Here is a 24453-nt window from a genome sequence, read left to right as displayed (position 1 = left end):
TCAAACCTCTGCGGGCGCGGCGGCGCGATTGAGTTCGGCCAGCGACAGGTTGCGGTCGAACAGCGGCGCCAGGCTTTGATCGTGGCTGACAAACAACAGGCTGGCCCCGGCGTCGCGGCATTCGGCGAACAGCAACTGAATGAATGCCTCGCGCGCGTCGTAGTCGAGGGCCGAGGTGGGTTCGTCGGCGATCACCAGTTCCGGTTGGCCGATCAGCGCACGGGCGGCGGCCACCCGTTGTTGCTGGCCGATGGACAGCGAGTCGGCGCGGCGCTCGAGCAGGTCCGGGTCTTTCAGGCCCAGGTGTGCCAGCAAGGTCGCCGCGGCCTGGTCGACACTGCCGTGGCGCTGGATCGCTCGCTGCGCACGCAGTTTGGAGAAGTGGCACGGCAGCTCAACGTTCTCGCGCACCGACAAAAACGGCAGCAGGTTGAACTGCTGGAAGATGTAGCCGGTGTGGTCCACCCGGAACCGGTCACGGGCGCCGGCCGAAAGTTCGGTCAGCTCCTGGCCGAGCAGGCGGATACTGCCCCGGCTGGGTGTCTGCACACCGCCGAGCAGTCCGAGCAAGGTGGTTTTGCCACTGCCGCTGGGACCCTTGAGGAACAGGGTCTCCCCCGGCTCCAGGCGGAACGCGGGGATGTCCAGCAACTGCGGGTGGCCGGGCCAGTTGAAGCCCAGGTCGGACAGTTGGATCAATGCATGGGTCATGTGAACTCAGAACTTCAGGGTGGCTGCAGTGGCGGTCGCGTCAATACCTTGCTGGCCGCTCGGGCCGATCAGTTGTACCTGAATCTTCTGGGTGGCGGGAAAGGTCTTGAACACTTGGCTCAGGTCCAGGTTGCTCAGTGCCTCTGGCGTGGCGCAGGTGAACTGGTAATGGGCGTGGATTTCGCTGTGGTCGTGATGGTGTTCGTGGGCGGCGACGCCTTTGCCGTCGGTGGCGTGGTCATTGTCATCGCCATCGTCGTCATCGTGATCGGCTTCCGGTTTATCGCCGAACAGCGGGCTGTTGAGTTCCTGGGAGCTGACGACGCAACCGGCGGCCTTGGGCAGCTTGAACAACACCAGCGGGCTTTCCAGCTGTTTGCGCGCAGCGGCGACTTTGGCCTTGTCGGCGGCACTGGTCGCGACGTGTTCGAAACCCACCAGGTTCATGGCCGGGCTGTCCAGTTCAAGCTCCAGGGACTGGCCGTCGAGCACCGCATTGAGACGGCCCACGCCATGTTCATGGGCACCGAGGCTGGCGTGCTCATGGTCGTGATCTTCATGAGCATGAGCGACCGCCAGTGGCAGCAGGGCAAACGGCAAAGCAAGCAGCAGACGGCGCATGACAGGACTCCAAAGATGAAAGTTTTGTTATGTGATCTTATAACGCTGGTGCCGAGAGTTTGACCGCCCGCTTGGCGTTGCGCAAGCTGCATGGGAGCATGCCCGTCAGAAAAAATGCAGGAGTAAGGACGATGTTGCGAATTCGTGGAACCGTCGGCGACCTGCCGGTGGACTTGACCCTGGAGTTGGACGACGGCGATTGGGCGCGGTTGGGCGCTCAGTTGCAGGCGGCCCCGGTGCCTACCGAGTCGACTGCGGTACCGCTCAGGCAAAGTGAGGATCTATGGCAGAACGCCCAGGATCTGTTGCGCAACGCCGGGCAGCTCAGCGGCCTGGAGCTGCTCGATCAACTGGAAGGGTTGGCCGGCGATGCCGCCGCGGGCAAACGCCTGCTGGTGCGCCTGCGCCACAGCGCCAAGGTGAAGGTGACCAGCGGCGGGGATACGCCGCTGTACAGCTGGATTGGCGATTAATACAACGCAGCGAACAATTTGCGGCGGTACGCCGTGACCAGCGGGTGATCGTTGCCCAGCAGCTCGAACACCTGCAGCAAGGTCTTGTGCGGCAGGCCTTCGCTGTAGCTGCGATTGCGGATAAACAGCTTGAGCAGGCCTTCCAGCGCGGCGTCGTATTGCTGGCGCGCCAGTTGGTGAATGCTCAACTGATAGGCCGCTTCGTCATCCTGCGGGTTCTGCGCCAGGCGGCTTTTCAGGTCGGCGGCGTCCGGCAGGTCGGCCGCCTGGCGCAGGAAGGTGATTTGCGCCTTGGCCCCGGCGAGGGCAGCTTTGTGGTCATCGCCTTTTACGGCGTCCAGCACGGTTTGTGCTTCATCCAGTTCGCCGCGCTCGGCCAGGCAGCGCGCGTACAGGATCAGCGCGGCGGCGTTGGTGTTGTCTTCGCCCAGCAGCGCCACCAGCACGGCTTCGGCATCGCTGATGCGGCCTTCGGCGAACAATGCTTGTGCCTGCTCCAACGGGTCCGCCGCAGCTGGTGGCGGCATCTGCACATGGGGCTCGAGCATCGCCCGCACCGCCGACTCCGGCTGCGCCCCGGCAAACCCATCCACCGGCTGGCCGTCCTTGAACAGCACCACGGTCGGCAGGCTTTGAATCCCAAAACGCGCAACGATGTCCTGCTCGGCCTCGCAATCGACCTTGGCCAACAGCAATTCGCCGCGATAACTCTCGGCAATCTGCGCCAGCATCGGCATCAGCGCCTTGCACGGCGCGCACCACTCGGCCCAGAAATCCACCAACACAGGTTTTTCAAAAGAGTTCTGAATCACCGCCTGATCGAAGTTGGCGGTGGTGACGTCGAAGATGTACGGCGTGGGCTCACTCATGAGGCGTCTCGAATAAAGCGGGAATGGGGGCAACTATAAGGGCTGGCGCGGTTGGCTGAAAGCGAGCGCGGTCAAATGTGGGAGGGGGCTTGCCCGCGAAGGCCTCAAGTGCGCCGCGAATGGTACAAGCTCACCTTGCGAAACTCCCAAGGCTCGGCCAGGTCCGGCAGGGTCAGTGCGTCCAGCACTTCCAGGCGCTGATAACTTGCGTGCTGGAAGTCGCGCACCCGCGAATCGGCCACCAAGGCTTCGCGGCCACGGGTCAGGAACTGGTCCAGCAGCGGCAGGTTGGCGCGGTCGTAAAGCACGTCGGCCACCAGGATCAGGTCGAAGCGATCGGCTTCGGTGAAGAAGTCCGCCGAATAACTCAGTTTCACCCCGTTGAGTTCGGCATTCGCCCGGCAAGCGGCCAGCGCCAGCGGATCAAGGTCGCAAGCCACCACTTCCAATGCCCCAGCTTTGACCGCTGCAATCGCGGCCACGCCGGAACCCGCGCCGAAATCCAGCACGCGCTTACCCGCCACCCACTCGGGGTACGCCGCCAGATAGCGCGCCAGCGCCAGCCCGCTGGCCCAGCAGAAGCTCCAGTAGGGCGGCTCGTGCAGGATGCGCCGGGTTTCTTCCTGGCTGAAGGCGCGGTCCATGTTGTCGGCGTCGAGCAGCCACAACGACAGTTCAGTGCCCGGCAGCGTGCAGGGCACCAGCTGTGCGTCGCCGATCAACTCGCTCAGAGCGCGTTGCAGGTGCAACGGTGGCGTCATGGTGCCTTGACGAGCTGCAGGGGGCCGGTGGTCTGGGTAATCGCCTGGGTGATGCGCACGGCGGGCAGGTGCAGGATTAACTGGCCGGACTGGCTGGCGCGAGCGCGCAATTCCACCCGCGCACCGGCCGGGAACGCTTCGGGGTTGAAGCGCAGGCGAAAGGCCAGGGGCTTGCCGTTGCCGGTCAACACGCTGCTGGCAAGCAGTTGCTGCGGACGCGAGCGGTCGTCGATCACCAGCAGCGCCATTTCGACTTCGGCGCCGGCCGGCACGTTGGTCAGGTTGCCGCTGATTTCACGCTGGTAGGCGGGCAGGGGGCCGAGGTCTTCAATGCCGGGGACTTTTTTCTCTTGTGCAGGGGTTGGCTGCGGCGCGGCAGGCTTGGGGGCTTCGCTGCTGCAGGCGACCAGAAAACTGAACAGGGTGATCAAAACAAGTGGTCGTAACTGCATGTACGGCTCCAGAAAGGACAAAATCCGTGGCTTAAAAATATGAAACATATAAGCCTGCCTATATACCGTAAAGGCTATGGCTTGTCTTGCTACGGGGATGCGCTACCATGGCCCTCCCATTTTTTGTTGCCTGCCAACCATGCACTGTCCCTTCTGCGGTGCCAACGACACCAAGGTCATCGACTCGCGTCTGGTCGCCGAGGGCGACCAAGTGCGTCGCCGGCGCGAATGCCTGGCCTGCGGTGAGCGTTTCACCACCTTCGAAACCGCCGAACTGGTATTGCCACGTCTGATCAAGTCCGACGGCAGCCGCCAGCCTTTTGACGAAGAAAAACTGCGCGCCGGTATGCAGCGCGCCCTGGAAAAACGCCCGGTGAGTGTCGAGCGGCTGGAAGCGGCGCTGGCGCATATCAAGCACAAGTTGCGCGCGACCGGCGAGCGCGAGGTCAAGAGCCTGGTGGTGGGCGAGCTGGTGATGGGTGAGCTGCAAAAGCTCGATGAAGTCGCCTATATCCGTTTCGCCTCGGTGTATCGACGCTTCCAGGACCTCAATGAGTTCCGCGAAGAAATCGACCGCCTGGCCCGTGAGCCTTCCAAACAATGACCGCTGAACAGGCTGTGCTCGACGCCCATTACATGGCCCGCGCCCTCGAATTGGCGCGCAAGGGCCTGTACACCACCCATCCCAACCCACGGGTGGGCTGCGTGATCGTGCGCGATGGGCAGATTGTCGGCGAAGGCTGGCATGAGCGCACCGGCGAGCCCCACGCCGAACCTAACGCCTTGCGCGCCGCCGGTGACAAGGCGCGTGGCGCTACGGTGTACGTGACCCTCGAGCCGTGCAGCCACCACGGCCGCACGCCGCCCTGCGCCGATGCGCTGGTGAGCGCCGGTGTGGCGCGGGTAGTGGCCGGCATGCAGGACCCCAACCCGGAAGTGGCGGGGCGCGGCATGCAGCGCCTGGCCCAGGCCGGGATCGAGATTCGTAGCGGCGTGCTGGAATCTGAAGCGCGCGCGCTGAACCCTGGCTTTCTCAAGCGCATGGAACACGGCCTGCCGTTTGTGCGGGTCAAACTGGCGATGAGCCTGGACGGGCGCACCGCAATGGCCAGCGGCGAAAGCCAATGGATCACCGGCCCCGCCGCCCGCGCCGCCGTCCAGCGCCTGCGTGCCGAAGCGAGTGTGGTGCTGACCGGCGCCGATACGGTGCTGGCCGACGGCGCGCGCCTGACCGTGCGCGCCGCCGAGCTGGGCCTGGATGCACACACCACCGCCCTGGCCATGTCGCGTCCGCCGCTGCGCGTATTGATCGACGGTCGCCTGCGCGTGCCGCTCAATGCACCTTTCTTCAAGGCGGGCCCGGCGTTGGTCATCACGTGCGTGACCGCGGAAAACCAGTTTCCGCGTGGCCCCGAGTGCCTGGTGGTGCCAGGCGTGGAGGGCCAGGTCGACCTGCGTTCAGCGTTGGTGGCACTGGCCGCCCGTGGCGTCAACGACGTGCTGGTGGAAGCGGGCCCAAGCCTGGCTGGCGCGTTTGCCCAGCAGGGCCTGGTCGACGAATACGTGATTTTCGTCGCCGGCAAGTTCCTCGGCTCCGCTGCCCGGCCCTTGCTGGACTGGCCGCTTGAGAAACTCGTCGACGCCCCCCACCTCAAGATCACTGACATGCGCGCGGTTGGCGACGACTGGCGAATCACCGCCGTCCCGCTGCCGGCAGCGAGCGTATAATTCCCGGCCTGCGCGCAAGCGTCAGCCCCCCGTTTTCAGGAGCACGACATGTTCACCGGCATTATCGAAGCCATCGGCAGCATCCGCGCCATGACCCCCAAGGGCGGCGACATCCGCCTGCTGGTTGAAACCGGCAAGCTCGATCTGGGCGACGTCAAGCTGGGCGACAGCATCGCCGTCAGCGGTGTGTGCCTGACCGTCGTCGATCTGCCGGGCAATGGCTTTGCCGCCGATGTCAGCCGCGAGACCCTGGACTGCACCGCGATGAGCGATCTTGCGGCCGGCAGCCCGGTCAACCTGGAAAAAGCCCTGACGCCGACCACACGCCTGGGCGGCCACCTGGTCAGCGGCCATGTCGATGGCGTCGGCGAAGTCGTGGCGCGCAGCGAAAATGCGCGCGCCGTGGAATTTCGTATCCGCGCGCCGAAGGAGCTGGCCAAGTACATCGCCCACAAAGGCTCGATCACGGTCGACGGCACCAGCCTGACCGTGAACGCCGTCAATGGCGCTGAATTCGAACTGACCATCATTCCCCACACCCTCAGCGAAACCATCATGGCCGCCTATCAGCCAGGTCGCCGGGTGAACCTGGAAGTGGACTTGCTTGCCCGTTACCTGGAGCGCCTGTTGCTCGGCGAAAAGGCCGCAGAGCCTGCATCGGGTAACATCACCGAAAGTTTTCTGGCCGCTAACGGCTACCTGAAATCCTGACCAAGGGGGTGCCGCGTGGCGCTCAATAGCATCGAAGAACTGGTTGAAGACATCCGCCAAGGCAAGATGGTCATCCTGATGGATGACGAAGATCGCGAGAACGAAGGCGACATCATCATGGCCGCCGAGGCCTGCCTGCCTGAGCACATCAACTTCATGGCCAAGCACGCCCGTGGGTTGATCTGCATGCCCATGAGCCGCGAACGCTGTGAACTGCTAAAGCTGCCATTGATGGCGCCGCGCAATGGCTCGGGTTTCGGCACCAAGTTCACCGTATCGATTGAAGCCACCACCGGCGTCACCACCGGCATCTCCGCCGCTGACCGCGCCCGCACCGTGCAGGCCGCCGCCGCCAAGGATGCCAAGGCCGAAGACATCGTCAGCCCGGGCCACATCTTCCCGCTGATGGCCCAACCGGGCGGTACCCTGGCCCGCGCCGGCCATACCGAAGCGGCCTGCGACCTGGCGCGCATGGCCGGGTTCGAGCCGAGCGGCGTCATCTGTGAAGTGATGAACGACGACGGCACCATGGCCCGTCGCAGCGAACTCGAAGCGTTTGCCGCCGAACACAACCTCAAGATCGGCACCATTGCCGACCTGATCCACTACCGCATGATTCACGAACGTACCGTTCAGCGGATTGCCGAGCAGCCGCTGGACAGCGAACTGGGCCAATTCAATTTGGTGACCTACCGTGATTCAGTGGAAGGCGACGTGCACATGGCCCTGACCCTGGGCAATATCTGCGCCGACGAGCCTACCCTGGTGCGCGTGCACAACATGGACCCGCTGCGCGACTTGCTGATGGTCAAGCAGCCCGGCCGCTGGAGCCTGCGCGCCGCCATGGCCGCGGTTTCCGAGGCGGGCAGTGGCGTGGTGCTGTTGCTTGGTCACCCGCTGGATGGCGACGTGTTGCTGGCGCATATCCGCGAAACGGCGGAGCACACGCCGGTGAAAAAACCGACCACCTACAGCATTGTCGGTGCCGGTTCGCAGATCCTGCGCGACCTCGGTGTGCGCAAAATGCGCCTGATGAGCGCACCGATGAAATTTAATGCGATATCCGGTTTCGATCTGGAAGTTGTAGAATACGTGCCCTCCGAATAAAGGCTGGCGATTTTTGCCCCTTGTTCGCGGTTAAATCATCACTGAGGGACGCACTTTTCGCGTCCCGGCTCTTTAAGAGATTTGTCGAATGACCCTGAAGACCATCGAAGGTACCTTCATCGCCCCCCAAGGCCGCTATGCCCTGGTGGTTGGCCGCTTCAACAGCTTCGTGGTTGAAAGCCTGGTAAGCGGTGCCGTTGACGCCCTGGTTCGCCACGGTGTGAGCGAGAGCGACATCACCATTATCCGTGCCCCTGGCGCCTTCGAAATTCCACTGGTTGCGCAAAAGGTTGCCCAGCAGGGTGAATACGCGGCGATCATCGCCCTGGGCGCGGTCATTCGTGGCGGTACCCCGCACTTCGAATACGTGGCGGGCGAATGCACCAAGGGCTTGGCCCAGGTGTCCATGGAGTTCGGCGTGCCGGTCGCATTCGGCGTGCTGACCGTGGATTCCATCGAGCAAGCCATCGAGCGTTCCGGCACCAAGGCCGGTAACAAAGGCGCTGAAGCTGCCCTGTCCGCCCTGGAAATGGTCAGCCTGCTGTCGCAGTTGGAGGCCAAGTGATTTCCGACGAGAGCGATCGTTTCAACCCTCGCGACGAGCGTCCAGCCGACGCCGGCAAACCGTCGAAAAGCGAAAAGCGTCGCGCGGCCCGTCAGCTCGCGACCCAGGCCCTGTACCAGCGCCACATGGCCGGTACGTCGCTGAACGAAATCGAAGCGCAATTTCGCGTCGACAACGATTTCACCTTCGCCGACCAGAGCTACTTCCACGACATCCTGCACGGTGTTCCGGCCAACCTGACCGAGATCGACGCCGCGCTGTCGCCATGCCTGGACCTGACCCTCGAAGAGTTGGACCCGGTTGAACTGGCCGTATTGCGCCTTTCCACCTGGGAACTGCTCAAGCGCGTCGACGTACCGTACCGCGTGGTGATCAACGAAGGCATCGAACTGGCGAAAGTCTACGGTTCGACCGACGGCCACAAGTTTGTCAACGGCGTGCTCGACAAGCTGGCTCCGCGCCTGCGTGAAGCCGAAGTGAAGGAACACAAGCGCTGATTTGCGCTTGAGTCCCGTGGGCGAGTTCGAGCTGATCCGCAACTACTTCGCCGCCGCGCCCTGTGCGCAAGGCGGCGAAGGCATTGCCCTGGGGATCGGCGACGACTGCGCCTTGCTCGCGCTCCCTGCCGGGGAGCAACTGGCAGTTTCTACAGACACTTTGGTGGCCGGCGTGCACTTCGCCGACCCGTGTGACCCGTTCCTGCTCGGCCAGCGCTCGCTGGCTGTGGCGGTGAGCGATTTGGCCGCCATGGGCGCCCACCCCCTCGCGTTTACCCTTGCCCTGACCACGCCGACCGTCGATGCCGGCTGGTTGCAACGCTATGCCCAGGGTTTGAACGCCATGGCGCAACGCTGCGGCGTGGGCCTAGTGGGCGGCGATACTACGCGCGGGCCGCTGAGCCTGACCTTGACTGTGTTTGGCCGCGTGCCGGCCGGGCTTGCCTTGACGCGCAGCGGTGCGCGGCCGGGGGACCTGCTGTGCGTCGGTGGGGAGTTGGGCAATGCGGCCGGGGCCTTGCCGCTGGTATTGGGCCAGCGCAGCGCGGCAGCCGCCATCGCCGAACCGCTGCTCGGCCACTATTGGTCGCCGCAGCCGCAACTGGCGTTGGGCCTGGCCCTGCGTGGTAAAGCAACCTCGGCCATGGATATCTCCGACGGGTTATTGGCCGATTGCGGGCATATCGCCAGGGCATCAGCTGTCAGCCTGTTGATCGAGCGCGATGCGGTGCCGTTGTCGGCGGCATTGCTGGCGTTTGTCGGCAACGACGAGGCCCGTGTGGCCGCGTTGAATGGGGGCGACGACTATGTGCTGGTGTTCACGTTACCCCAGGCCGAACTGGCACCGTTGCGGGCCAATGGCTGGCCGATCCATGTGATCGGACGGGCCGAAGCGGGGCAGGGCGTGACGCTGCTCGACAGCCACGGCCAGGACATTACCCCGGCAGTGCACGGCTATCAGCATTTCCGCGAGCTGCCGTAGCCGACGCCCTGGGCTACCCTTCATATGAATATCTCCACGTAGGAAGCCGTCACTATGAGTGTGCGCCGCTGGTTGCTGATCATGCTGTGCGCCTTTACCGCTGTGCTCCAGGCGGATGAAGTCCCGGTGCCTGGCAAGATCATGCTGGCTAGCGAGGAGTGGAACGACTATACCGGCAAGGATGGCAGCGGCCTGGCCTGGGACGTGTTGCGCCGGGTGTTTGAACCGGCAGGCGTCACCCTGCAAATCCACAGCGCGCCCTATACCCGTTCGATTGGCCTGGCCCAGCGTGGCGAGGTGGATGGCTGCGTCGGTGTCTATCGCGACGAAGCTGACCAGGTGCTGTACCCGCACTGGCCTTTCGATTCCGACCCTATCTATGCCCTCGGGCTGGCCACGTTGCCCACGCCCAACCTGGCGACGCTCGGTGATTACCGCCTGGCCTGGGTGCGTGGCTATAAATACGAGAAATATTTGCCGAATGTGCGCCGCTTCAACCAGATTCAGCGCCGCAGCGGCATTTTAGCGATGCTGCAATACGGCCATGCAGACTTCTACATTGAGGCCCTCACCGAGGCCAAGTACGTGCTCAGTCAGGCCGACGACCCGTCCCGGTTCACCCTCACCCACATCATGGAACTGCCGCTCTATATAGCCTTTGCCGATAACGAACGCGGGCGGGCATTGATGAAAGTCTACGACCGGCGCATGACCGCCCTGGTGAAAAACGGCGAGTTGAAGCCGATTTTCGAACGCTGGAAACAGCCGTATCCGTTCTGACCTGCATAGAACCAAGCCGAAGGCCAATCGAACCTATTGATCTTTATCAGCGATCATTCAGCTTAAGCGTCTGTAGGAACAGGCTGTTACAATGCCCGCCTCTGTGAAATCTGAAATCAGGAGCACACGGTGCCCGTCGTTTTCGTCGCCGCTTCCAAGCTGCCTACCCCCTTTGCCACGTTCACCATGCATGGCTTTCTCGAAGAAGCCACCGGGCGCGAGCACGTTGTGCTCAGCCTGGGCGATATCGCTGATGGTGCGCCGGTGCTGGGCCGCGTGCATTCCGAATGCCTGACCGGCGACGCGCTGTTCAGCCAGCGCTGTGACTGCGGTTCGCAATTGGAAGCCGCGATGCAGGCCATCGCCCGTGAAGGCCGTGGCGTTCTGCTGTACTTGCGACAGGAGGGCCGTGGCATCGGCCTGCTGAACAAGATCCGCGCCTATGAATTGCAAGATGGCGGCGCCGACACCGTGGAAGCCAACGAGCGCCTGGGCTTTGCCGCCGACCAGCGTGACTACGCCATCTGCCTGCCGATGCTCGAGCACCTGGGCGTGAAATCCCTGCGTCTGATGACCAACAACCCGCGCAAGGTCAAAGCCTTGACCGAAATGGGCATCACCGTGGCCGAGCGCGTCCCGCTGCACACCGGGCACAACCCGCACAACAAACTCTACTTGGCCACCAAAGCCAGCAAGCTCGACCACATGATGGGCAATGAGCATCAAGGCGAGGTCGACCGCGCGTGACCCGCGGCCAGGTGAAACGGCGATTGTCCTTCAACTGGTGGCAGTACCTGGCCCTGGCATTGCTGCCATTGTTTGTGATCAACCTGGTGTTCGGCCGCGCCGAGTCGCTGCTTCCCGTACTGGCCATGCCGTTGTTTATCGCCGGCGTGGCCTCGATGTTTCTCAGCCTGCGTTATTTTCACGCCTATAAACACGCGCTGATCGCCACCTCCAAGGCCCTCGACACCCCGGAAGAACCCGCCGCTTGGATCGCCCTCGCGGCGCGTCGACGCACGGCCTTGCTGGTGGCGGCATTGCCAGCCTGGATCGGTGCGCTGGCGGTATTCGTCGGCCTGGAAGCGGTGCCGCTGTTCTTGCTGGCGCTGTCGACGATGGTGCTGTTTTACCTCTATCGCATACCGCGTCAGTTGGGATGAAGCGCTACGGGCTGGCGTTGCTGCTGGTATTGAGCTCCCAGGTGGTGGCGGTCGAGCGGGTGGTGAGCCTGGCGCCGTCGCTTTCCGAAATCGTGGTCGAGTTGGGTGCCGCTGACTTATTGGTCGGGGTGCTCGATGGCGGCGATCGTCCGGCGCAATTGGCAAGCGTGCCATCGGTCGGCCGCTACGGCCAGTTGGACATGGAACGCCTGCTCAGCCTCAAGCCCGATCTGATCCTGCTCTGGCCCGGCAGCATCGGCGCGGCCCAGCGCGAGCAGTTGCAGCGCCTGAACCTGCCGGTGTACATCGCCGAGCCCCATAGCCTTGAACAACTGACCGCTCAGGTCCAAGCCATTGCCGAGCAATTGGGGCGCGCAGAGGCCGGCCGAGTACTTGCCGACAAACTGCGCCAACGCCTCGCCGACCTGCGCCAGCGCTATCAGCGCGCCGAGCCGGTGCGGGTGTTTTACCAGGTATGGAACCAGCCGCTGTACACCGTGGGCGGTGGGCAGATCATCAGTGATGCGTTGACGGTGTGCGGGGCGCGTAACGTGTTCGACGACCTCACGCTGCCGGCGCCGCAGGTCAGTATCGAATCAGTGTTGCAGCGTGATCCAGAGCTGATCCTGGTGGGCGACCAGGCGCAACTGGAGGCTTGGAAGGTGTGGCCAGCGATGATGGCGCGCGTGCGCTTGGTGCCGGACAAGGGCCTGGAACGGCCCAGCGGGCAGATGCTGGAAGCGCTGGCGCGGTTGTGTCGGGTGATTGCGCCGAACGTGTGAGGCCGCTATCGGGGGCAAGCCCCCTCCCACATTTTGTGGCGCCTCACATCTGCGGCGTCCACGTTACGCCGAACATCCAGACCCGGCCTTCTTCCCGGTAATCCTGATTGTTCAGGAACGCCGGATCGTTATAGCTGTAGCGCGCACGGGAATAGGCCTTGTCCAACAGGTTATCGACCTTCAACGACAGCGACACCGCGTGGCTCAACGCCCAACTGCTGCGCAGGCCCAGCAAGGCGTACCCGCCCAGGCGATTACGGTTGGCTTCGTCATCGTAGCTGCTGCTGATCGCCTGCCAGCTTGCACCTACGCCGAACTTATCGAACTGCCGGTCCAGATCCAGGTTCACCGTGCGCCGTGCACGGCGTGCCAAAGTATGGCCACTGTCGCGATCACGCGGGTCGATCAGCGAGACGCCCAGGTTGCCCTGCCAGCCAAACAGCTCCTGCTTGAGCGCCGCCTCAAAACCATTGATCCGCGCCGACGCCACGTTCTGCGGCTTGCCGCCGTCGAGGATGATCGCATCGCTCAGGTCGGTGCGGTACAGCGAGGCCTCGAGGCGGGTGCTGTCTGTTAACTGACTGCGCCATTGCAGCTCGTAACTCTTTGAGCGCTCAGGTTGCAGGTTGGGATTGCTGTATTGCGTGTCGGGGTAATACAGGTCGTTGAAGGTGGGCGCACGGAAGCCTTCGCTGTAGCTGAGCAACACATCGTTGTCCGGATTGATCGGCACCGTCAGCGTGCCACTCCAGCTGTTCTGGCCGCCGAACTGCTGGTTCTGGTCGCGGCGCAGGCCCAGCTCGGTGGAAAACCACTCACCCTGGAAACGGTGCTGCACAAAGGCGGCGCGGTTCCAGCGGCTGTCTTCGGTAAAGGTGGTGGAGCCGTGGAAGCGGTCTTCGTACCAGTCGCCACCGACGATCAAGCTGTTGCGGTCGTCCAGCGTCAGGTCGTTCTGCCAGTTGACCGAGTCGCGGTAGGTATCGAACACGCTGAAATCATCGCTGAGGGTATCGCGCTTGGTGTCGCGGTTTTCGCTGTGGCCCAGTTCCAGGCGCGACTGCCAGCCTTCGCTGAGGGTGGCGTCGACGTAGCCGCTGGCACTGCTGACGGTGTAGTCGGTGTAGGGTTTCTGGCCGAGGCTTTGCCCGGTGGCGAAGTCATAGCGCCCGAAGCTGTTGTCGTACTCTGACTTGCCGCGGTTATCCAATAGGTTGAAACCCACCTCCAGCTCGTCGCTGAACGAATGGCTGAGGTTCAGGCTCAGGGACCGGTTGCGGTAGGCATCGTGGTCGCCATCGCTGGGAAACGACTGATGGGTTGAATTGATGCCGGCGGTTTCATCCAGGCTTGCGCCCAGGTTGAAGCGCGTCTGTTCATCGCCGCCCGACAGGCCAAGGCTGCGCTGCCACGTCTGGTTGCTGCCAACGCCCAGATTCAGGCGCGGTTGCAGGCCTTGCGCGGCGTTGCGCCGGGTAAACACCTGGATCACCCCGCCAATCGCATCGCTACCGTAGATCACCGAACGTGAACCGCGCAGCACTTCCACGCGCTCAATCTGGTCGACGTTCAGGTATTGCAGGCCGCTGTCACCGGACGTGGTGTTGGCAATGCGCTGGCCATCCACCAGCACCAGGCTTTGCGCAGACTTCGTGCCGCGAATGTAAATGCCCGGCAAGCTGCCACGGCCGCCGGTGGGCGCAACTTGCACGCCGGGCACGCGGCTGAGCAGATCGGTCAGGCTGGAAGGTTGCAGGCGGTCGATATCGGCGCGGGTGAACACGGTGTTGGCGGCGCTGCTGTCATTGCGCGCCTGCACCTGGCGGTTGGCGCTGATGACCACGTCGGAGAGCTTCAGGGCCTGGTCCCGGGTGTCGGCGAGCAGGTGCGAGGCTGGCAGAAGCAGCAATGCAAGGTACAGGCGTTTCATGGGCCGTCCGTAGCGTTTGAAGGTTGCACACATCAAAAAATGTGGGAGGGGGCTTGCCCCCGATTGCAGTGCTTCAGTCAAAATAGCTACAACTGATACACCGCTATCGGGAGCAAGCCCCCTCCCACATTTGGATCCGGTTACGGATTCAAGAGCGCCAAGCGCTCGCGCACCGAGGCTTCGATACCGGCTTCATCCAACCCGCATTCAGCCAGCATCTGCGCCGGTTTGGCGTGTTCGACGTACATATCCGGCAGGCCCAGGTGCAGCACCGACTTGAGGATATTCGCCCGCGCCAGGAACTCGCTGACCGCCGCGCCGGCACCGCCCATGATGGCGTTTTCTTCGACCGTCACCAGCAACTCATGGCTACCGGCAATCTCGCGCACCAACGCTTCATCCAGCGGTTTGACGAACCGCATGTCGACCACGGTGGCGTCGATCTTCTCGGCGACTTTCAAGGCTTCGGCCAGTTGCACACCGAACACCAGGAAGGCCGTCTTGCTGCCCTGGCGGCGCACGATGCCCTTGCCGATCTCGATAGGCTCCAGGTCTTTCTCGATGAGCGCATTCGGGCCATTCCCGCGCGGATAGCGCACGGCCGCCGGGCCGTTGTACAGGTGACCAGTGCTGAGCATCTTGCGCAGTTCGTTCTCGTCGCTCGGCGTCATCACCAGCATGCCGGGGATGCAGCGCAGGTAAGACAGGTCGAAACTGCCGGCGTGGGTCGGCCCGTCTTCGCCCACCAGGCCGGCGCGGTCGATAGCGAACAAGACGTCGAGGTTCTGCACCGCCACGTCATGCACCAACTGGTCATAACCGCGTTGCAGAAAGGTGGAGTAAATCGCCACCACCGGCTTGGCGCCTTCGCAGGCCATGCCGGCGGCGAAGGTCACCGCGTGCTGCTCGGCAATCGCCACATCGAAGTAACGCAACGGGAAACGCTCGCTGAACGCCACCAGGTCGGAGCCTTCCTTCATCGCCGGGGTAATCCCTACCAGGCGCGGGTCGGCGGCGGCCATGTCGCACAGCCATTCGCCAAAGACACCGGAATACTTCGGCCCGCTGGCCTTTTTCGGCGCAGCGGCGGGAGCGTCCAGTGGTTCCAGCTTGGTGATCGCGTGGTAACCAATCGGGTCGACTTCCGCCGGCGCGAAGCCTTTGCCTTTTTTGGTGACGATATGCAGGAACTGCGGACCCTTGAGGTCACGCATATTGCGCAGCGTGGCGATCAGGGTCGGCAAGTCATGGCCGTCGATAGGGCCGATGTAGTTCCAGCCCAACTCTTCGAACAGCGTGCCGGGCACCAGCATGCCCTTGGCATATTCTTCCGTGCGACGGGCAATTTCCCACGCGCCGGGCAGGCGCGACAGCACTTTCTTGCTGCCTTCGCGCATGCTGGCATAGGTACGGCTGGAGAGGATTTTCGCCAGGTAATTGGATAGGCCGCCGACGTTTCGCGAAATCGACATGTCGTTGTCGTTGAGGATCACCAGCATGTTGGCGTCCACTTCCGGCGCATGGTTCAGCGCTTCGAAGGCCATGCCCGCTGTCAGCGCGCCATCACCGATCACCGCAATCGCCTTGCGATCGCTGTTCTGCAGGCGAGCGGCAATCGCCATGCCCAGCGCTGCACTGATCGAGGTGCTGGAGTGGCCGACGCCAAAGGTGTCGTACTCGCTCTCGGAACGACGCGGGAAGGCGGCGATACCGTCCTTCTGGCGCAGGCTGGCCATACGCTCGCGACGCCCGGTGAGGATTTTATGCGGATACGCCTGATGGCCCACGTCCCACACCAGCCGGTCGTCCGGGGTGTCGAATACGTAGTGCAAGGCGATGGTCAGCTCGATCACGCCCAGTCCGGCGCCGAAATGCCCACCGGTCTGGCCGACCGTGTAGAGCAATTCCAGGCGCAGTTCATCGGCCAGGGTTTCCAGCTCGGCTTCACCCAGTCGACGCAGGCCGTCCGGCGTGGCAGCGCGGTCGAGCAGGGGCGTGGACGGGCGCTTGCGGGGAATCTCTTGGAACGTCGTGGGCATCAGGCGAATCGTTATAGGTATAGAAGAGGCGGCAGTTTACCTCAAGCGTTGCAAACTGCCCACGCAGGGGCGCCAACTTGGCCGATATGCGGCGCTGATCGCCACGGTTATCAGTGGCGGCGTTCGACGATATACCGCGCCAGGTCACGCAACGGCTCAGCCGCCGCGTCGAAAGGTCGCAGGGCGTCCAAGGCCTGGTCGCGCAGTTCCACGGCATACGCCTTGGCGGCCGCAAGCCCGAGCAGCGCAGGATAGGTGGGCTTGTCCCGGGCGATATCCGCGCCTTGGCGTTTGCCGAGGGTTGCGGTGTCACTTTCCACGTCGAGAATGTCGTCCTGCACCTGAAACGCCAAGCCAACAGCCCGTGAATAGGTGTGCAGCGCCGCCAATTGCGCGGCTTCGGCCCGGCCACTGGCCAGGGCGCCGAGTTGCACTGCAGCCTCGATCAACGCGCCGGTCTTGTGGCGATGCATGTGTTCCAGGGCTTTCTGATCCAGCTTGAGGCTGACCGAACCCATGTCGATCGCCTGCCCGCCTACCATACCGGCCGGGCCTGCCGCCAGTGCCAGGGCGGTGACCATGCGCAGGCGGATCTCGGCATTCACGCGGCTCAAACGCGGGTCGAGCAACGCGCTGAACGCCAGGCTCTGCAGGCCATCACCGGCCAGGATCGCATAGGCTTCATCGAAGGCTTTATGGGTGGTCGGCTGGCCGCGACGCAGATCGTCGTCGTCCATCGCCGGCAGATCGTCGTGTACCAGGGAGTAGGCGTGAATCAGTTCTACCGCGCAGGCCGCGCCATTCGCGTCCTCGGCCGGCGCACCCAGCGCTTCACACGCCGCATACGCCAGCAACGGGCGCACGCGCTTGCCGCCATTCATCACGCTGTAGCGCATGGCGTCGTAAAGACGCTTCATTTCCGGGCTTGGCGCAACAAACAAGGGCTCCAGCGCCGCATTCACCCGGGCTTGGCTACTGGCCTGATACGCATCGATCATTCGGGTTGTTCCGCATCGAAAGGTTCTTCGGCCAACTCCCCATCACGCTCAAGCAATACCTGCACTTTCTGCTCAGCCTGCGCCAACGCGCTCTGGCAGTCACGGGTCAGGCCGATGCCTTGCTCAAACGCCGTCAACGAGTCTTCCAGCGACAACTCGCCGTTCTCCAGACGCTCGACCAGGGTTTGCAGGTCGGCGAGGGATTGTTCGAAATCGAGTGCAACTTTTTTGCGGGCCATGGCGGCAATTCCGGTAGACGGTAAACCGGCGCGACACTAGCAGACATGGGGGATTGGGGCAAATGAGTGGGGGTGTCATCCGCCTTCGGTATTGACCTGGTAACGCGTGCTGCGACCGCTTCCGGTCGCGCCAATGAACGTGCGCCACTGGGTGTTCTGCCAGATTCAAGGCGGATGATTCATGGGCGAATGTAGATGTGTGAGCCGAATAAAACGTTTATTCGGCTCATTGTATGAGCTAATTATGCAGATCGACGCTCTGGACTGGTCTTGGCAGATGCCAGCAGGACCGTTCTGTAACGCACGCAGGACACTTCTTTGAGCATTCAAGAGCTCTTGTGACGGCACAGCTGCCTGACTAGCCTACTGGAAACACAAGAGTGGATAGATATGAACGAGGCCTCTATCGGTTTAAACGCGCCGCCTGATGGCTACACCGATTGGCTGACAGGCCTCAAGAGCCGTATCCATAGCGCACAGCAGCGCGCGTCAATCGCAATCAATCGTGAATTGGTGCTGCTCTACTGGCAGATTGGACGAAATTTTGGCCCGTCAGAGCGATCAAGGCTGGGGTAGCAAAGTGATTGACCGCCTTGCGCAGGATCTGCGTGCAGCGTTTCCCGACATTAAGGGTTTTTCGCCGCGCAATCTCAAGTATATGCGCGCTTTTGCCGAGGCGTGGCCGGATTCGGAATTTGTGCAACAGGCTGCTGCACAATTGCCCTGGGGTCACAACGTGGTGTTGCTCGAAAAGCTTCCCGGCCCGGAAACACGTCGCTGGTACATCACCCAGGCAGTTAAACACAGCTGGTCGCGGAACACGCTGTTACTGCACATCGAAAATTGCTTGCTGGAGCGCAGTGGCAAGGCAGTCAGCAACTTCGAAAGCCATTTGCCCAAGGCACAATCCGATCTGGCACGAGAATCTCTCAAGGACCCTTATCGCTTTGACTTCCTAAGCCTGGGCCTGGATGCGAAAGAGCGTGATATCGAAAATGCTTTGATCAAACATGTCACTGAGTTCTTATTAGAGTTGGGCGCGGGCTTTGCCTACGTTGGCCGGCAAGTACTGCTGAATGTTGGCGGTGATGAGTTCTTCGTTGACCTGTTGTTTTACCACTTGAAACTGCGCTGCTACGTAGTGATCGAACTCAAGGCGGGTAAATTCAAGCCCGAGCATCTGGGCAAGTTGAGCTTCTATCTCGCGGCTGTAGATGCCGAACTGAAGCACCCACAGGATGGCCCGACCATTGGCCTGTTGCTGTGCAAGGATAAAAATGAGGTGGTGGCTGAATATGCTCTGCGCGATAACAACCGGCCTATCGGTGTGGCGGAATATCAGTGGGTAGAGTCTTTGTCGGCAGAACTGCAGACCAGTTTGCCCAGCATTGAGCAGATAGAGAGAGAGCTGGCGGGGTAAGCCGGTTCAAGCACCGAAAGCCTGCCTTTTCAGGGCAGGCTTATCGTCACACTGGGCTGACTTATTTCTGCTGAGCTGTCAGCGCCGCATACCCATTCATCAAATTGCGATAGTTAGGAATACGCTGGGACAACAGATTCCCCAGCCCTTCGATATCGTTGCGCCAGTCACGGTGCAACTCACACGCCACCGAAAACCAGTTCATCAATTGCGCACCGGCCTGGGTCATCCGGCTCCATGCCGCCTGCTGCACCGTGGTATTGAATGTGCCCGACGCATCCGTCACCACAAACACCTCAAACCCTTCCGCCAGCGCCGACAAGGTCGGGAACGCCACGCACACATCGGTTACCACGCCAGCGATGATGATCTGCTTGCGCCCGGTAGCCTTGATCGCCTTGACGAAGTCTTCGTTGTCCCACGCATTGATCTGGCCAGGGCGAGCGATATACGGCGCGTCCGGGAACATTTCCTTCAACTCCGGCACCAGCGGGCCGTTGGGGCCTTGCTCGAAACTGGTGGTGAGGATGGTCGGCAGGTTGAAGAACTTGGCCAGGTCGGCCAGGGCCAGCACGTTGTTCTTGAACTCGTTGGGGGAGAAGTCCTGCACCAGGGAGATCAGGCCGGTCTGGTGGTCGACCAGCAGGACAATGGCGTCGTCTTTGTTCAAGCGGCTGTAGGTTGGAGTGCTCATGGTTGAATCCTTTTTTGTTTAGGTTGGTTGGGCGTTGTGTTCAACATGGGCACAGATTAATGGGTGGCTCGTGACGGATAAATCGGGTGGGAGGAGTCTTACTGTCAACTTAAAAAGGACGATGGTTTTTTCTGGCTTGTGCAGCACCTGTTGGGGGATTTGACTTTGAAGGGCCAGCAGGTCCTATCCCTTTCATTCGCAGGACGTTTCCGAGAGAATCCCAACCGCATTGCGCCAGCGGAAATGGGTGACTAGGCTGCGGATTGTCACTGCACATTCAGTGATCGGGTTTAGTCGCCCGAAATCGATTGGCGCATAAGCAATTCATGAGTCAGGCATTTCTCCGCCTGCATCTTATGGTAGCTGTGCGCAGGGCACCTTCGGGTGCGCCGGGTTCCCAATCGACCGGTCGACTAACCTGCGTACAGCTGCCGCCTTTTGTTTAGTCGCAGGAAGTGGCAGCTCCAAATTATCGATTGGAGTTTTGCTATGGATAATGTTTATTCGGATTCGCCGTCATCAGCTGTGACCAATCCGTTTACGGTCAGCGAAGAACTGAGTTTCGAGGACGCCTGGGTTCAGGTGGCTGAGCTGTTGCATTGTGCGGTGGCTACGTCGCATGTGCTCGGCGAACCAGTGGCTGCGCCGCAGAGGGCGGTGATGCATTTGGTGGAGATGGCCAAGATGGTGGCCGATCGGGCTGTGGAATGTTTGCAGGCCTCATGACGTGCAAGGCCAGCAAATCGCTAAGCGGCCTCTTTTGACCATTCAATTGTCTAGCAGCTGTTGGACAATTGATCTGAGATAGACGGGCATTAAAAAGCCGGCTTGTGGCCGGCTTCTCGGGGACTGTTTCAGCTTGTTTTTGACAAACCTCACCAGCCTTCAAATCGCTCAGCCCACGTTGCGTCGGGCTGAATAGTAGGGGCATCCGCGGGAACTCCTCCGCATCGCCTGGCAGGGCAACAGCCTGAAACCATCCCCTGCCAAATGTGCGGCGCATGATACCCACATTCACCTCAGTTGCCCACCTCCGGTTCCGATTCGGAGCCTTCCCAGCCCAGTAGGTGTTCGTCCAGCGGCACCGGTGGGCGGCGGTTGTTGAGGGTGGACCACCAGAATACCCAGCCGGCTATCTGGAAGTTCTGCTCGAAGCGTTCGTCGTAGGTGAGGTACTCGTCCGGGTGTTCGCTGGCGTTGTGGCTGCGCATGCGCAGGCCGCCGCCAGGTCGGTTGTAGAGGTATTTGATGCGCAGCATGCCGTCGTGTTCGACGGCGTAGATTTCGCCGTCGATGATTTGAGTGCGGCCTTTATCGATGGCGAGGGTGGCGCCTTGTTGGATGATGTCGATCATGCTGTTGTCGACCATGTAGGCGCCTACCGCGCGGTCGGGATTTACGTTGAGGGTTTCGAGGGTGTGCTGGGTGACGCGGATGCGTTCGGTTGAGGTGAATGTGGGGTGGAGGGGGATCTCCACGTCGGTATTATCCGGGCGGCAGGCAGGGCCTGTGAGGTATTTGCCGATGTCTTCGCGGGTCGGTGCAATCCTTGCGGTGGGGCCGTCCAACAGGTAGTTGACCGGTGGGTGTTTGGGGCCGCGGCCGTCGCTTAACCAGCGACTGGAAACGCACAGCAGTTCTGCGAACTCGTTGAGTCGGCCCATGGGGACGCCGCGTTTGAACCAGTTGTTCACGTGTTGAGGCGTGACGCCGCGATTCTTGGCGAAGTCGGAGGCGGAAAGATGAACTTCCCGTAATAGCGCTTTTAAACGATCACCTGATGTATTCATAAACGCAGAGTTTACCGGCCAGGAAAACTATTCAAATAAACTATGCGTTGAATTGCGCATGTAGGTTTTTCCTTAGTTGTAGTCTGATTCTTCATCTATTAGTGTTAGTTAAACATAAAAAATTAAACATTGAACTCGGCGTTTAGTATTCATAAAAAAGCCCCGAATAATCGGGGCTTTTTAATTGCCGTGGCAATGAGGCGCAAGTATCAGCCTTTGTAGGCGGCTACCGACTTCATGATTTCGGCGCGGGCAGCGTCTGCATTGCCCCAACCGTCGATCTTCACCCATTTGCCTTTTTCGAGGTCTTTGTAGTTCTCGAAGAAGTGCTTGATCTGTTCCAGCAGCAGTGGCGGCAGGTCGGTGTATTCCTTCACGTCGACGTACAGCTGGGACAGCTTGTCGTGTGGCACTGCGATAACTTTGGCATCGCCGCCGCCGTCGTCGGTCATGTTCAGGATGCCGACCGGGCGTGCGCGGATGACCGAGCCTGGGGTGACCGGGTAAGGGGTCACGACCAGCACGTCGAGGGGGTCACCGTCGTCAGCCAGGGTATTGGGGATGAAACCGTAGTTGGCCGGGTAAAACATCGGGGTGGCCATGAAACGGTCAACGAACAGGCAGTCGCTGTCTTTGTCGATTTCGTATTTGATCGGCGCGTGGTTGGCCGGAATTTCGATGGCGACGTAGATGTCGTTCGGCAGGTCTTTGCCAGCCGGAATCTTGCTGTAGCTCATTGGGCGTTGCCCCCGTAGTTGGCCATATGACATGGCCGGATTGGCCTAAAAGTGGCGGCGATTATAGGCATATTCTGACGCCGATGCCATGCGCCAAGCGTCGTACGGTCATTCGCCCTGTGGCTGGTAGCGCGGGTCGTGGGCTTGCAGTTGGGTCAGGCGGGCCAACGGGTCCTGGCGGTAAAAGCGGCTGAGTTGGGCGTACACCTGTGGGTAATGGCTGGCCAGTAAATCCGGGGCGCTGAAAAAATACTCGCTGGTGACGGCAAAGAATTCCGCCGGGTTTTCCGCTGCGTACGGATCGATCTCGGTGTCGGCGTCCGGGTTGGCGTCGAGTTGGCGATTGAGGTCGTCGAAGGCGCTTTGCATCACGCTGGCCCATTCCTGCACGCGCATGTCGTTGTGCAGTGGGGGCAGGCCGTTGGCGTCGCCGTTGAGCATGTCCAGTTTGTGCGCCAGCTCATGGATGACCAGGTTGTAGCCTGCCCAATGGCCGCTGGCCAGTACGCCGGGCCAGGCGAGGATCACCGGGCCTTGTTGCCAGGCTTCGCCGCTGTGCTCGCCGTCCCACTCATGTTCCACGCCGCTGGCATCGCGATGACGTTGCGGGCTGAGAAAGTCGTCAGGGTACAGCACGATTTCATGGAAGCCCTGATACCAGTCGAGGTCACCCAGGTTCATCAGCGGCAGTTGCGCCTGGGCGGCGAGCAGCAAGCGCTGTTCCTGATGCAGTTCGACGCCGGGCAGAGCGGTGAGGTGTTTTTCGGCGAGGAACAGCACACAGGCTTCGCGCAGCCACTGGTCTTGCTCGGCGGTGATGCCATCGAGGAAGGTCAGGTGGTGACGCACCCGTTGCCAGATGTCATCGGCAATCGGGTGCTTGGCCAGCAGGCGCCGGCGACGCCAGGCGCTGAGGGACCACATGGGCGATCAGTGCGGATTGGCTTCGGAGGAGGTGCGACCAAAGCGGCTGCGCACCACGCCGATGATCATCGGCACCAGGGACAGCAGGATGATGAACACTACCAGCAACGACAGGTTCTTCTTGATAAACGGCACGTTGCCGAAGAAGTAACCCAGGGTCACCAGGCCACCGACCCAGAGAATGGTGCCCAGCACGCTGAAACCGAAGAAGCGCGGGTAGGGCATCCTGGCAATGCCGGCGACGAACGGCGCGAAGGTGCGCAAAATCGGCAGGAAGCGCGCCAGGGTCACGGTCTTGCCGCCGTGCTTGTCGTAAAAGTCGTGGGTTTTCTGCAGGTAGTCGCGGCGGAAGATTTTCGAGTTCGGGTTGCTGAACAAGCGCTCGCCCACGGTTCGTCCTATTACATAGTTGGTGCTGTCGCCGAGGATGGCTGCCAGCATCAGCAGGCCGGCCAGCAGCACCGGGTCCATGCCGCCACCTGCGGCGACGGCGCCGGCAATGAACAGCAACGAATCACCCGGCAGGAACGGCATGACCACCAGGCCGGTCTCGCAAAAAATCACCAGGAACAGAATGGCGTAGATCCACGGACCGTAGTTGGTTACCAGCATGTCGAGGTAAACGTCGAGATGCAGGATAAGGTCAAGCGGGTTGAAATCCATGGATGGCACCTGTGTGAATGGCCCGGCTCAGCAGGCCAGTGCGGGGACGACGGGAAATAAGGCTACACGTGTATGTCGAGATTCTTACAACCCTGAAAGGTCGGCATTATACGGATTGAATGGTGAAAAGCGTGTGGCTTTTGTAGCGGGGAGTGTCGTGAAAGTGTGAAGCAGTGGGACCCGGTTTAAAAATGTGGGAGGGGGCTTGCTCCCGATAGCGGTGGGTCAGTGATATGGATATTGGCTGACCCACCGCTATCGGGAGCAAGCCCCCTCCCACAAGGGATCTGTGGTATTTGCGGGCTATTCTTCGTTGATCGACAGCACGTAGTTTTTGAACTCGGTGTCTTCGCGAAACCCTATCGACTCATAGGTCTTCTGCGCCACGTCATTGTCGCTGCTGGTCGACACCCGCAACCGCACCGCGTGGGTTTCCTTGGCCATCTTCTTCGCCGTGCGCATCAGGTTGTCGGCGACCAATTGTCGACGTGCGTCCTCGGCCACATAGATGTCATTGAGGATCCACACGCGTTTGAGCGACAACGACGAAAAGCTCGGGTACAGCTGGCAGAACCCCAGCAGTCGTTTGTCATCATCATCGGCCAGCGCCAGGTAGATCACCGATTCTTTACGGCGCAGGCGCTTTTCCAGAAAGGCCCGCGAGGAGTCCGGAAACGGCAGGGCACCATAGAATTCGCGGTATTTGACGAACAACGGGGTCAGCAGGTCCAGGTGTTCCAGGGTCGCTTGAGTAATCCGCATGCCAGGCCTCAACATCCAAATGGGTATGACCACGCGCGCGGTGGTGGCTCGATGC

At 61.4% G+C, this 24453-nt stretch carries 28 protein-coding genes and 1 pseudogene; 14 read left to right on the top strand and 15 right to left on the bottom strand.

Annotation, left to right across the window (positions count from 1 at the left end):
- Together C4J91_RS24250 and C4J91_RS24245 are read right to left on the bottom strand one after the other, a co-directional pair.
- Window positions 1–711 (bottom strand): ABC transporter ATP-binding protein, encoded by a 711-nt coding sequence (locus C4J91_RS24250; RefSeq protein WP_124364596.1) that lies wholly within the window; start codon window positions 709–711, stop codon window positions 1–3.
- A gap of 6 nt (window positions 712–717) precedes the next feature.
- On the bottom strand, window positions 718–1332 hold the full coding sequence (locus C4J91_RS24245) for a DUF2796 domain-containing protein (RefSeq protein ID WP_124364595.1): 615 nt from the start codon (window positions 1330–1332) through the stop codon (window positions 718–720).
- A 131-nt stretch (window positions 1333–1463) separates the two neighbouring features.
- Here C4J91_RS24245 and C4J91_RS24240 point away from each other — a divergent pair, with 131 nt between their 5' ends.
- Window positions 1464–1805 (top strand): hypothetical protein, encoded by a 342-nt coding sequence (locus C4J91_RS24240; protein ID WP_124364594.1) that lies wholly within the window; start codon window positions 1464–1466, stop codon window positions 1803–1805.
- Here the strand turns inward: C4J91_RS24240 and trxA are convergent.
- From trxA to C4J91_RS24225, 3 genes are all read right to left on the bottom strand, one after another.
- A complete protein-coding gene (gene trxA, locus C4J91_RS24235) occupies window positions 1802–2674 on the bottom strand; it encodes a thioredoxin (protein ID WP_124364593.1) in 873 nt (290 codons plus the stop codon). The genes C4J91_RS24240 and trxA overlap by 4 nt on opposite strands.
- 104 nt (window positions 2675–2778) lie before the next feature.
- The gene (locus tag C4J91_RS24230) at window positions 2779–3435 is read right to left on the bottom strand and encodes a methyltransferase (RefSeq protein WP_124364592.1); all 657 of its coding nucleotides are present in this window, start codon (window positions 3433–3435) and stop codon (window positions 2779–2781) included.
- A complete protein-coding gene (locus C4J91_RS24225) occupies window positions 3432–3887 on the bottom strand; it encodes a YbaY family lipoprotein (RefSeq protein WP_124364591.1) in 456 nt (151 codons plus the stop codon). The genes C4J91_RS24230 and C4J91_RS24225 overlap by 4 nt, the downstream gene beginning before the upstream one ends.
- 139 nt (window positions 3888–4026) lie before the next feature.
- Between C4J91_RS24225 and nrdR the strand changes: the two genes are divergently transcribed.
- From nrdR to C4J91_RS24170, 11 genes are all read left to right on the top strand, one after another.
- The gene (nrdR, locus tag C4J91_RS24220; RefSeq protein WP_124364590.1) at window positions 4027–4491 is read left to right on the top strand and encodes a transcriptional regulator NrdR; all 465 of its coding nucleotides are present in this window, start codon (window positions 4027–4029) and stop codon (window positions 4489–4491) included.
- A complete protein-coding gene (ribD, locus tag C4J91_RS24215) occupies window positions 4488–5615 on the top strand; it encodes a bifunctional diaminohydroxyphosphoribosylaminopyrimidine deaminase/5-amino-6-(5-phosphoribosylamino)uracil reductase RibD (protein ID WP_124364589.1) in 1128 nt (375 codons plus the stop codon). The genes nrdR and ribD overlap by 4 nt, the downstream gene beginning before the upstream one ends.
- A 48-nt stretch (window positions 5616–5663) precedes the next feature.
- A complete protein-coding gene (locus C4J91_RS24210) occupies window positions 5664–6326 on the top strand; it encodes a riboflavin synthase (protein WP_124364588.1) in 663 nt (220 codons plus the stop codon).
- 15 nt (window positions 6327–6341) lie between these two features.
- Complete coding sequence (gene ribBA / locus C4J91_RS24205) at window positions 6342–7433, top strand: bifunctional 3,4-dihydroxy-2-butanone-4-phosphate synthase/GTP cyclohydrolase II (RefSeq protein WP_124364587.1); 1092 nt, start codon at window positions 6342–6344, stop codon at window positions 7431–7433.
- 88 nt (window positions 7434–7521) lie between these two features.
- Window positions 7522–7998, top strand: coding sequence for a 6,7-dimethyl-8-ribityllumazine synthase (gene ribE, locus C4J91_RS24200; protein ID WP_122539990.1), 477 nt, complete (start codon window positions 7522–7524; stop codon window positions 7996–7998).
- Window positions 7995–8495: a transcription antitermination factor NusB gene (nusB, locus tag C4J91_RS24195; protein WP_101273191.1), complete on the top strand. Its 501-nt coding sequence runs from the start codon at window positions 7995–7997 to the stop codon at window positions 8493–8495. Before ribE ends, nusB begins: the two co-directional genes overlap by 4 nt.
- Before the next feature lie 16 nt (window positions 8496–8511).
- On the top strand, window positions 8512–9477 hold the full coding sequence (gene thiL / locus C4J91_RS24190; RefSeq protein WP_124365210.1) for a thiamine-phosphate kinase: 966 nt from the start codon (window positions 8512–8514) through the stop codon (window positions 9475–9477).
- 54 nt (window positions 9478–9531) lie between these two features.
- Complete coding sequence (locus C4J91_RS24185) at window positions 9532–10257, top strand: ABC transporter substrate-binding protein (RefSeq protein ID WP_124364586.1); 726 nt, start codon at window positions 9532–9534, stop codon at window positions 10255–10257.
- A gap of 129 nt (window positions 10258–10386) precedes the next feature.
- Entirely contained in the window at window positions 10387–11004 is a 618-nt protein-coding gene (gene ribA / locus C4J91_RS24180; protein WP_124364585.1) for a GTP cyclohydrolase II, read from the top strand.
- The gene (locus C4J91_RS24175; RefSeq protein ID WP_124364584.1) at window positions 11001–11420 is read left to right on the top strand and encodes a nuclear FMR1 interacting 1 family protein; all 420 of its coding nucleotides are present in this window, start codon (window positions 11001–11003) and stop codon (window positions 11418–11420) included. Before ribA ends, C4J91_RS24175 begins: the two co-directional genes overlap by 4 nt.
- Window positions 11417–12202, top strand: coding sequence for a cobalamin-binding protein (locus C4J91_RS24170; protein ID WP_124364583.1), 786 nt, complete (start codon window positions 11417–11419; stop codon window positions 12200–12202). The genes C4J91_RS24175 and C4J91_RS24170 overlap by 4 nt, the downstream gene beginning before the upstream one ends.
- 43 nt (window positions 12203–12245) lie before the next feature.
- Here the strand turns inward: C4J91_RS24170 and C4J91_RS24165 are convergent, their stop codons facing one another.
- The 4 genes from C4J91_RS24165 to C4J91_RS24150 form a co-directional block, all read right to left on the bottom strand.
- Window positions 12246–14132: a TonB-dependent receptor domain-containing protein gene (locus C4J91_RS24165; protein ID WP_124364582.1), complete on the bottom strand. Its 1887-nt coding sequence runs from the start codon at window positions 14130–14132 to the stop codon at window positions 12246–12248.
- A gap of 140 nt (window positions 14133–14272) precedes the next feature.
- Window positions 14273–16171, bottom strand: a complete 1899-nt coding sequence (gene dxs / locus C4J91_RS24160; RefSeq protein WP_124364581.1) for a 1-deoxy-D-xylulose-5-phosphate synthase — start codon at window positions 16169–16171, stop codon at window positions 14273–14275.
- Between the two features lie 110 nt (window positions 16172–16281).
- Window positions 16282–17169, bottom strand: a complete 888-nt coding sequence (locus tag C4J91_RS24155; protein WP_124364580.1) for a polyprenyl synthetase family protein — start codon at window positions 17167–17169, stop codon at window positions 16282–16284.
- On the bottom strand, window positions 17166–17408 hold the full coding sequence (locus tag C4J91_RS24150; RefSeq protein ID WP_003176346.1) for an exodeoxyribonuclease VII small subunit: 243 nt from the start codon (window positions 17406–17408) through the stop codon (window positions 17166–17168). Before C4J91_RS24150 ends, C4J91_RS24155 begins: the two co-directional genes overlap by 4 nt.
- A gap of 390 nt (window positions 17409–17798) precedes the next feature.
- Here C4J91_RS24150 and C4J91_RS24145 point away from each other — a divergent pair.
- Window positions 17799–18828 (top strand): annotated as a pseudogene (locus C4J91_RS24145) (YhcG family protein).
- A 61-nt stretch (window positions 18829–18889) separates the two neighbouring features.
- On the opposite strand, the gene ycaC reads toward C4J91_RS24145, so the two are convergent.
- On the bottom strand, window positions 18890–19522 hold the full coding sequence (gene ycaC / locus C4J91_RS24140; protein WP_003239464.1) for an isochorismate family cysteine hydrolase YcaC: 633 nt from the start codon (window positions 19520–19522) through the stop codon (window positions 18890–18892).
- Between the two features lie 489 nt (window positions 19523–20011).
- Here ycaC and C4J91_RS24135 point away from each other — a divergent pair, with 489 nt between their 5' ends.
- Window positions 20012–20248, top strand: a complete 237-nt coding sequence (locus tag C4J91_RS24135) for a hypothetical protein (protein ID WP_124364579.1) — start codon at window positions 20012–20014, stop codon at window positions 20246–20248.
- A 293-nt stretch (window positions 20249–20541) separates the two neighbouring features.
- On the opposite strand, the gene C4J91_RS24125 is transcribed toward C4J91_RS24135, so the two are convergent.
- From C4J91_RS24125 to C4J91_RS24105, 5 genes are all read right to left on the bottom strand, one after another.
- Window positions 20542–21312 carry a S24 family peptidase gene (locus C4J91_RS24125; RefSeq protein WP_124364578.1) on the bottom strand — a complete coding sequence of 257 codons (771 nt, stop codon included), beginning with the start codon at window positions 21310–21312 and terminating at the stop codon, window positions 20542–20544.
- A gap of 209 nt (window positions 21313–21521) precedes the next feature.
- Window positions 21522–22049, bottom strand: coding sequence for an inorganic diphosphatase (ppa, locus tag C4J91_RS24120; protein ID WP_003176323.1), 528 nt, complete (start codon window positions 22047–22049; stop codon window positions 21522–21524).
- A 108-nt stretch (window positions 22050–22157) separates the two neighbouring features.
- A complete protein-coding gene (locus C4J91_RS24115) occupies window positions 22158–22973 on the bottom strand; it encodes a zinc-dependent peptidase (RefSeq protein ID WP_124364577.1) in 816 nt (271 codons plus the stop codon).
- Window positions 22974–22979: 6 nt separating this feature from the next.
- A complete protein-coding gene (locus C4J91_RS24110) occupies window positions 22980–23636 on the bottom strand; it encodes a DedA family protein (protein WP_124364576.1) in 657 nt (218 codons plus the stop codon).
- Between the two features lie 303 nt (window positions 23637–23939).
- Window positions 23940–24398: an N-acetyltransferase gene (locus C4J91_RS24105; protein WP_124364575.1), complete on the bottom strand. Its 459-nt coding sequence runs from the start codon at window positions 24396–24398 to the stop codon at window positions 23940–23942.
- Between the last annotated feature and the right edge of the window lie 55 nt (window positions 24399–24453).

It is taken from the genome of Pseudomonas sp. R3-52-08 (assembly GCF_003851745.1).
Classification (GTDB): Bacteria; Pseudomonadota; Gammaproteobacteria; order Pseudomonadales; family Pseudomonadaceae; genus Aquipseudomonas.
This window is presented reverse-complemented; position numbering and strand designations above follow the sequence as displayed.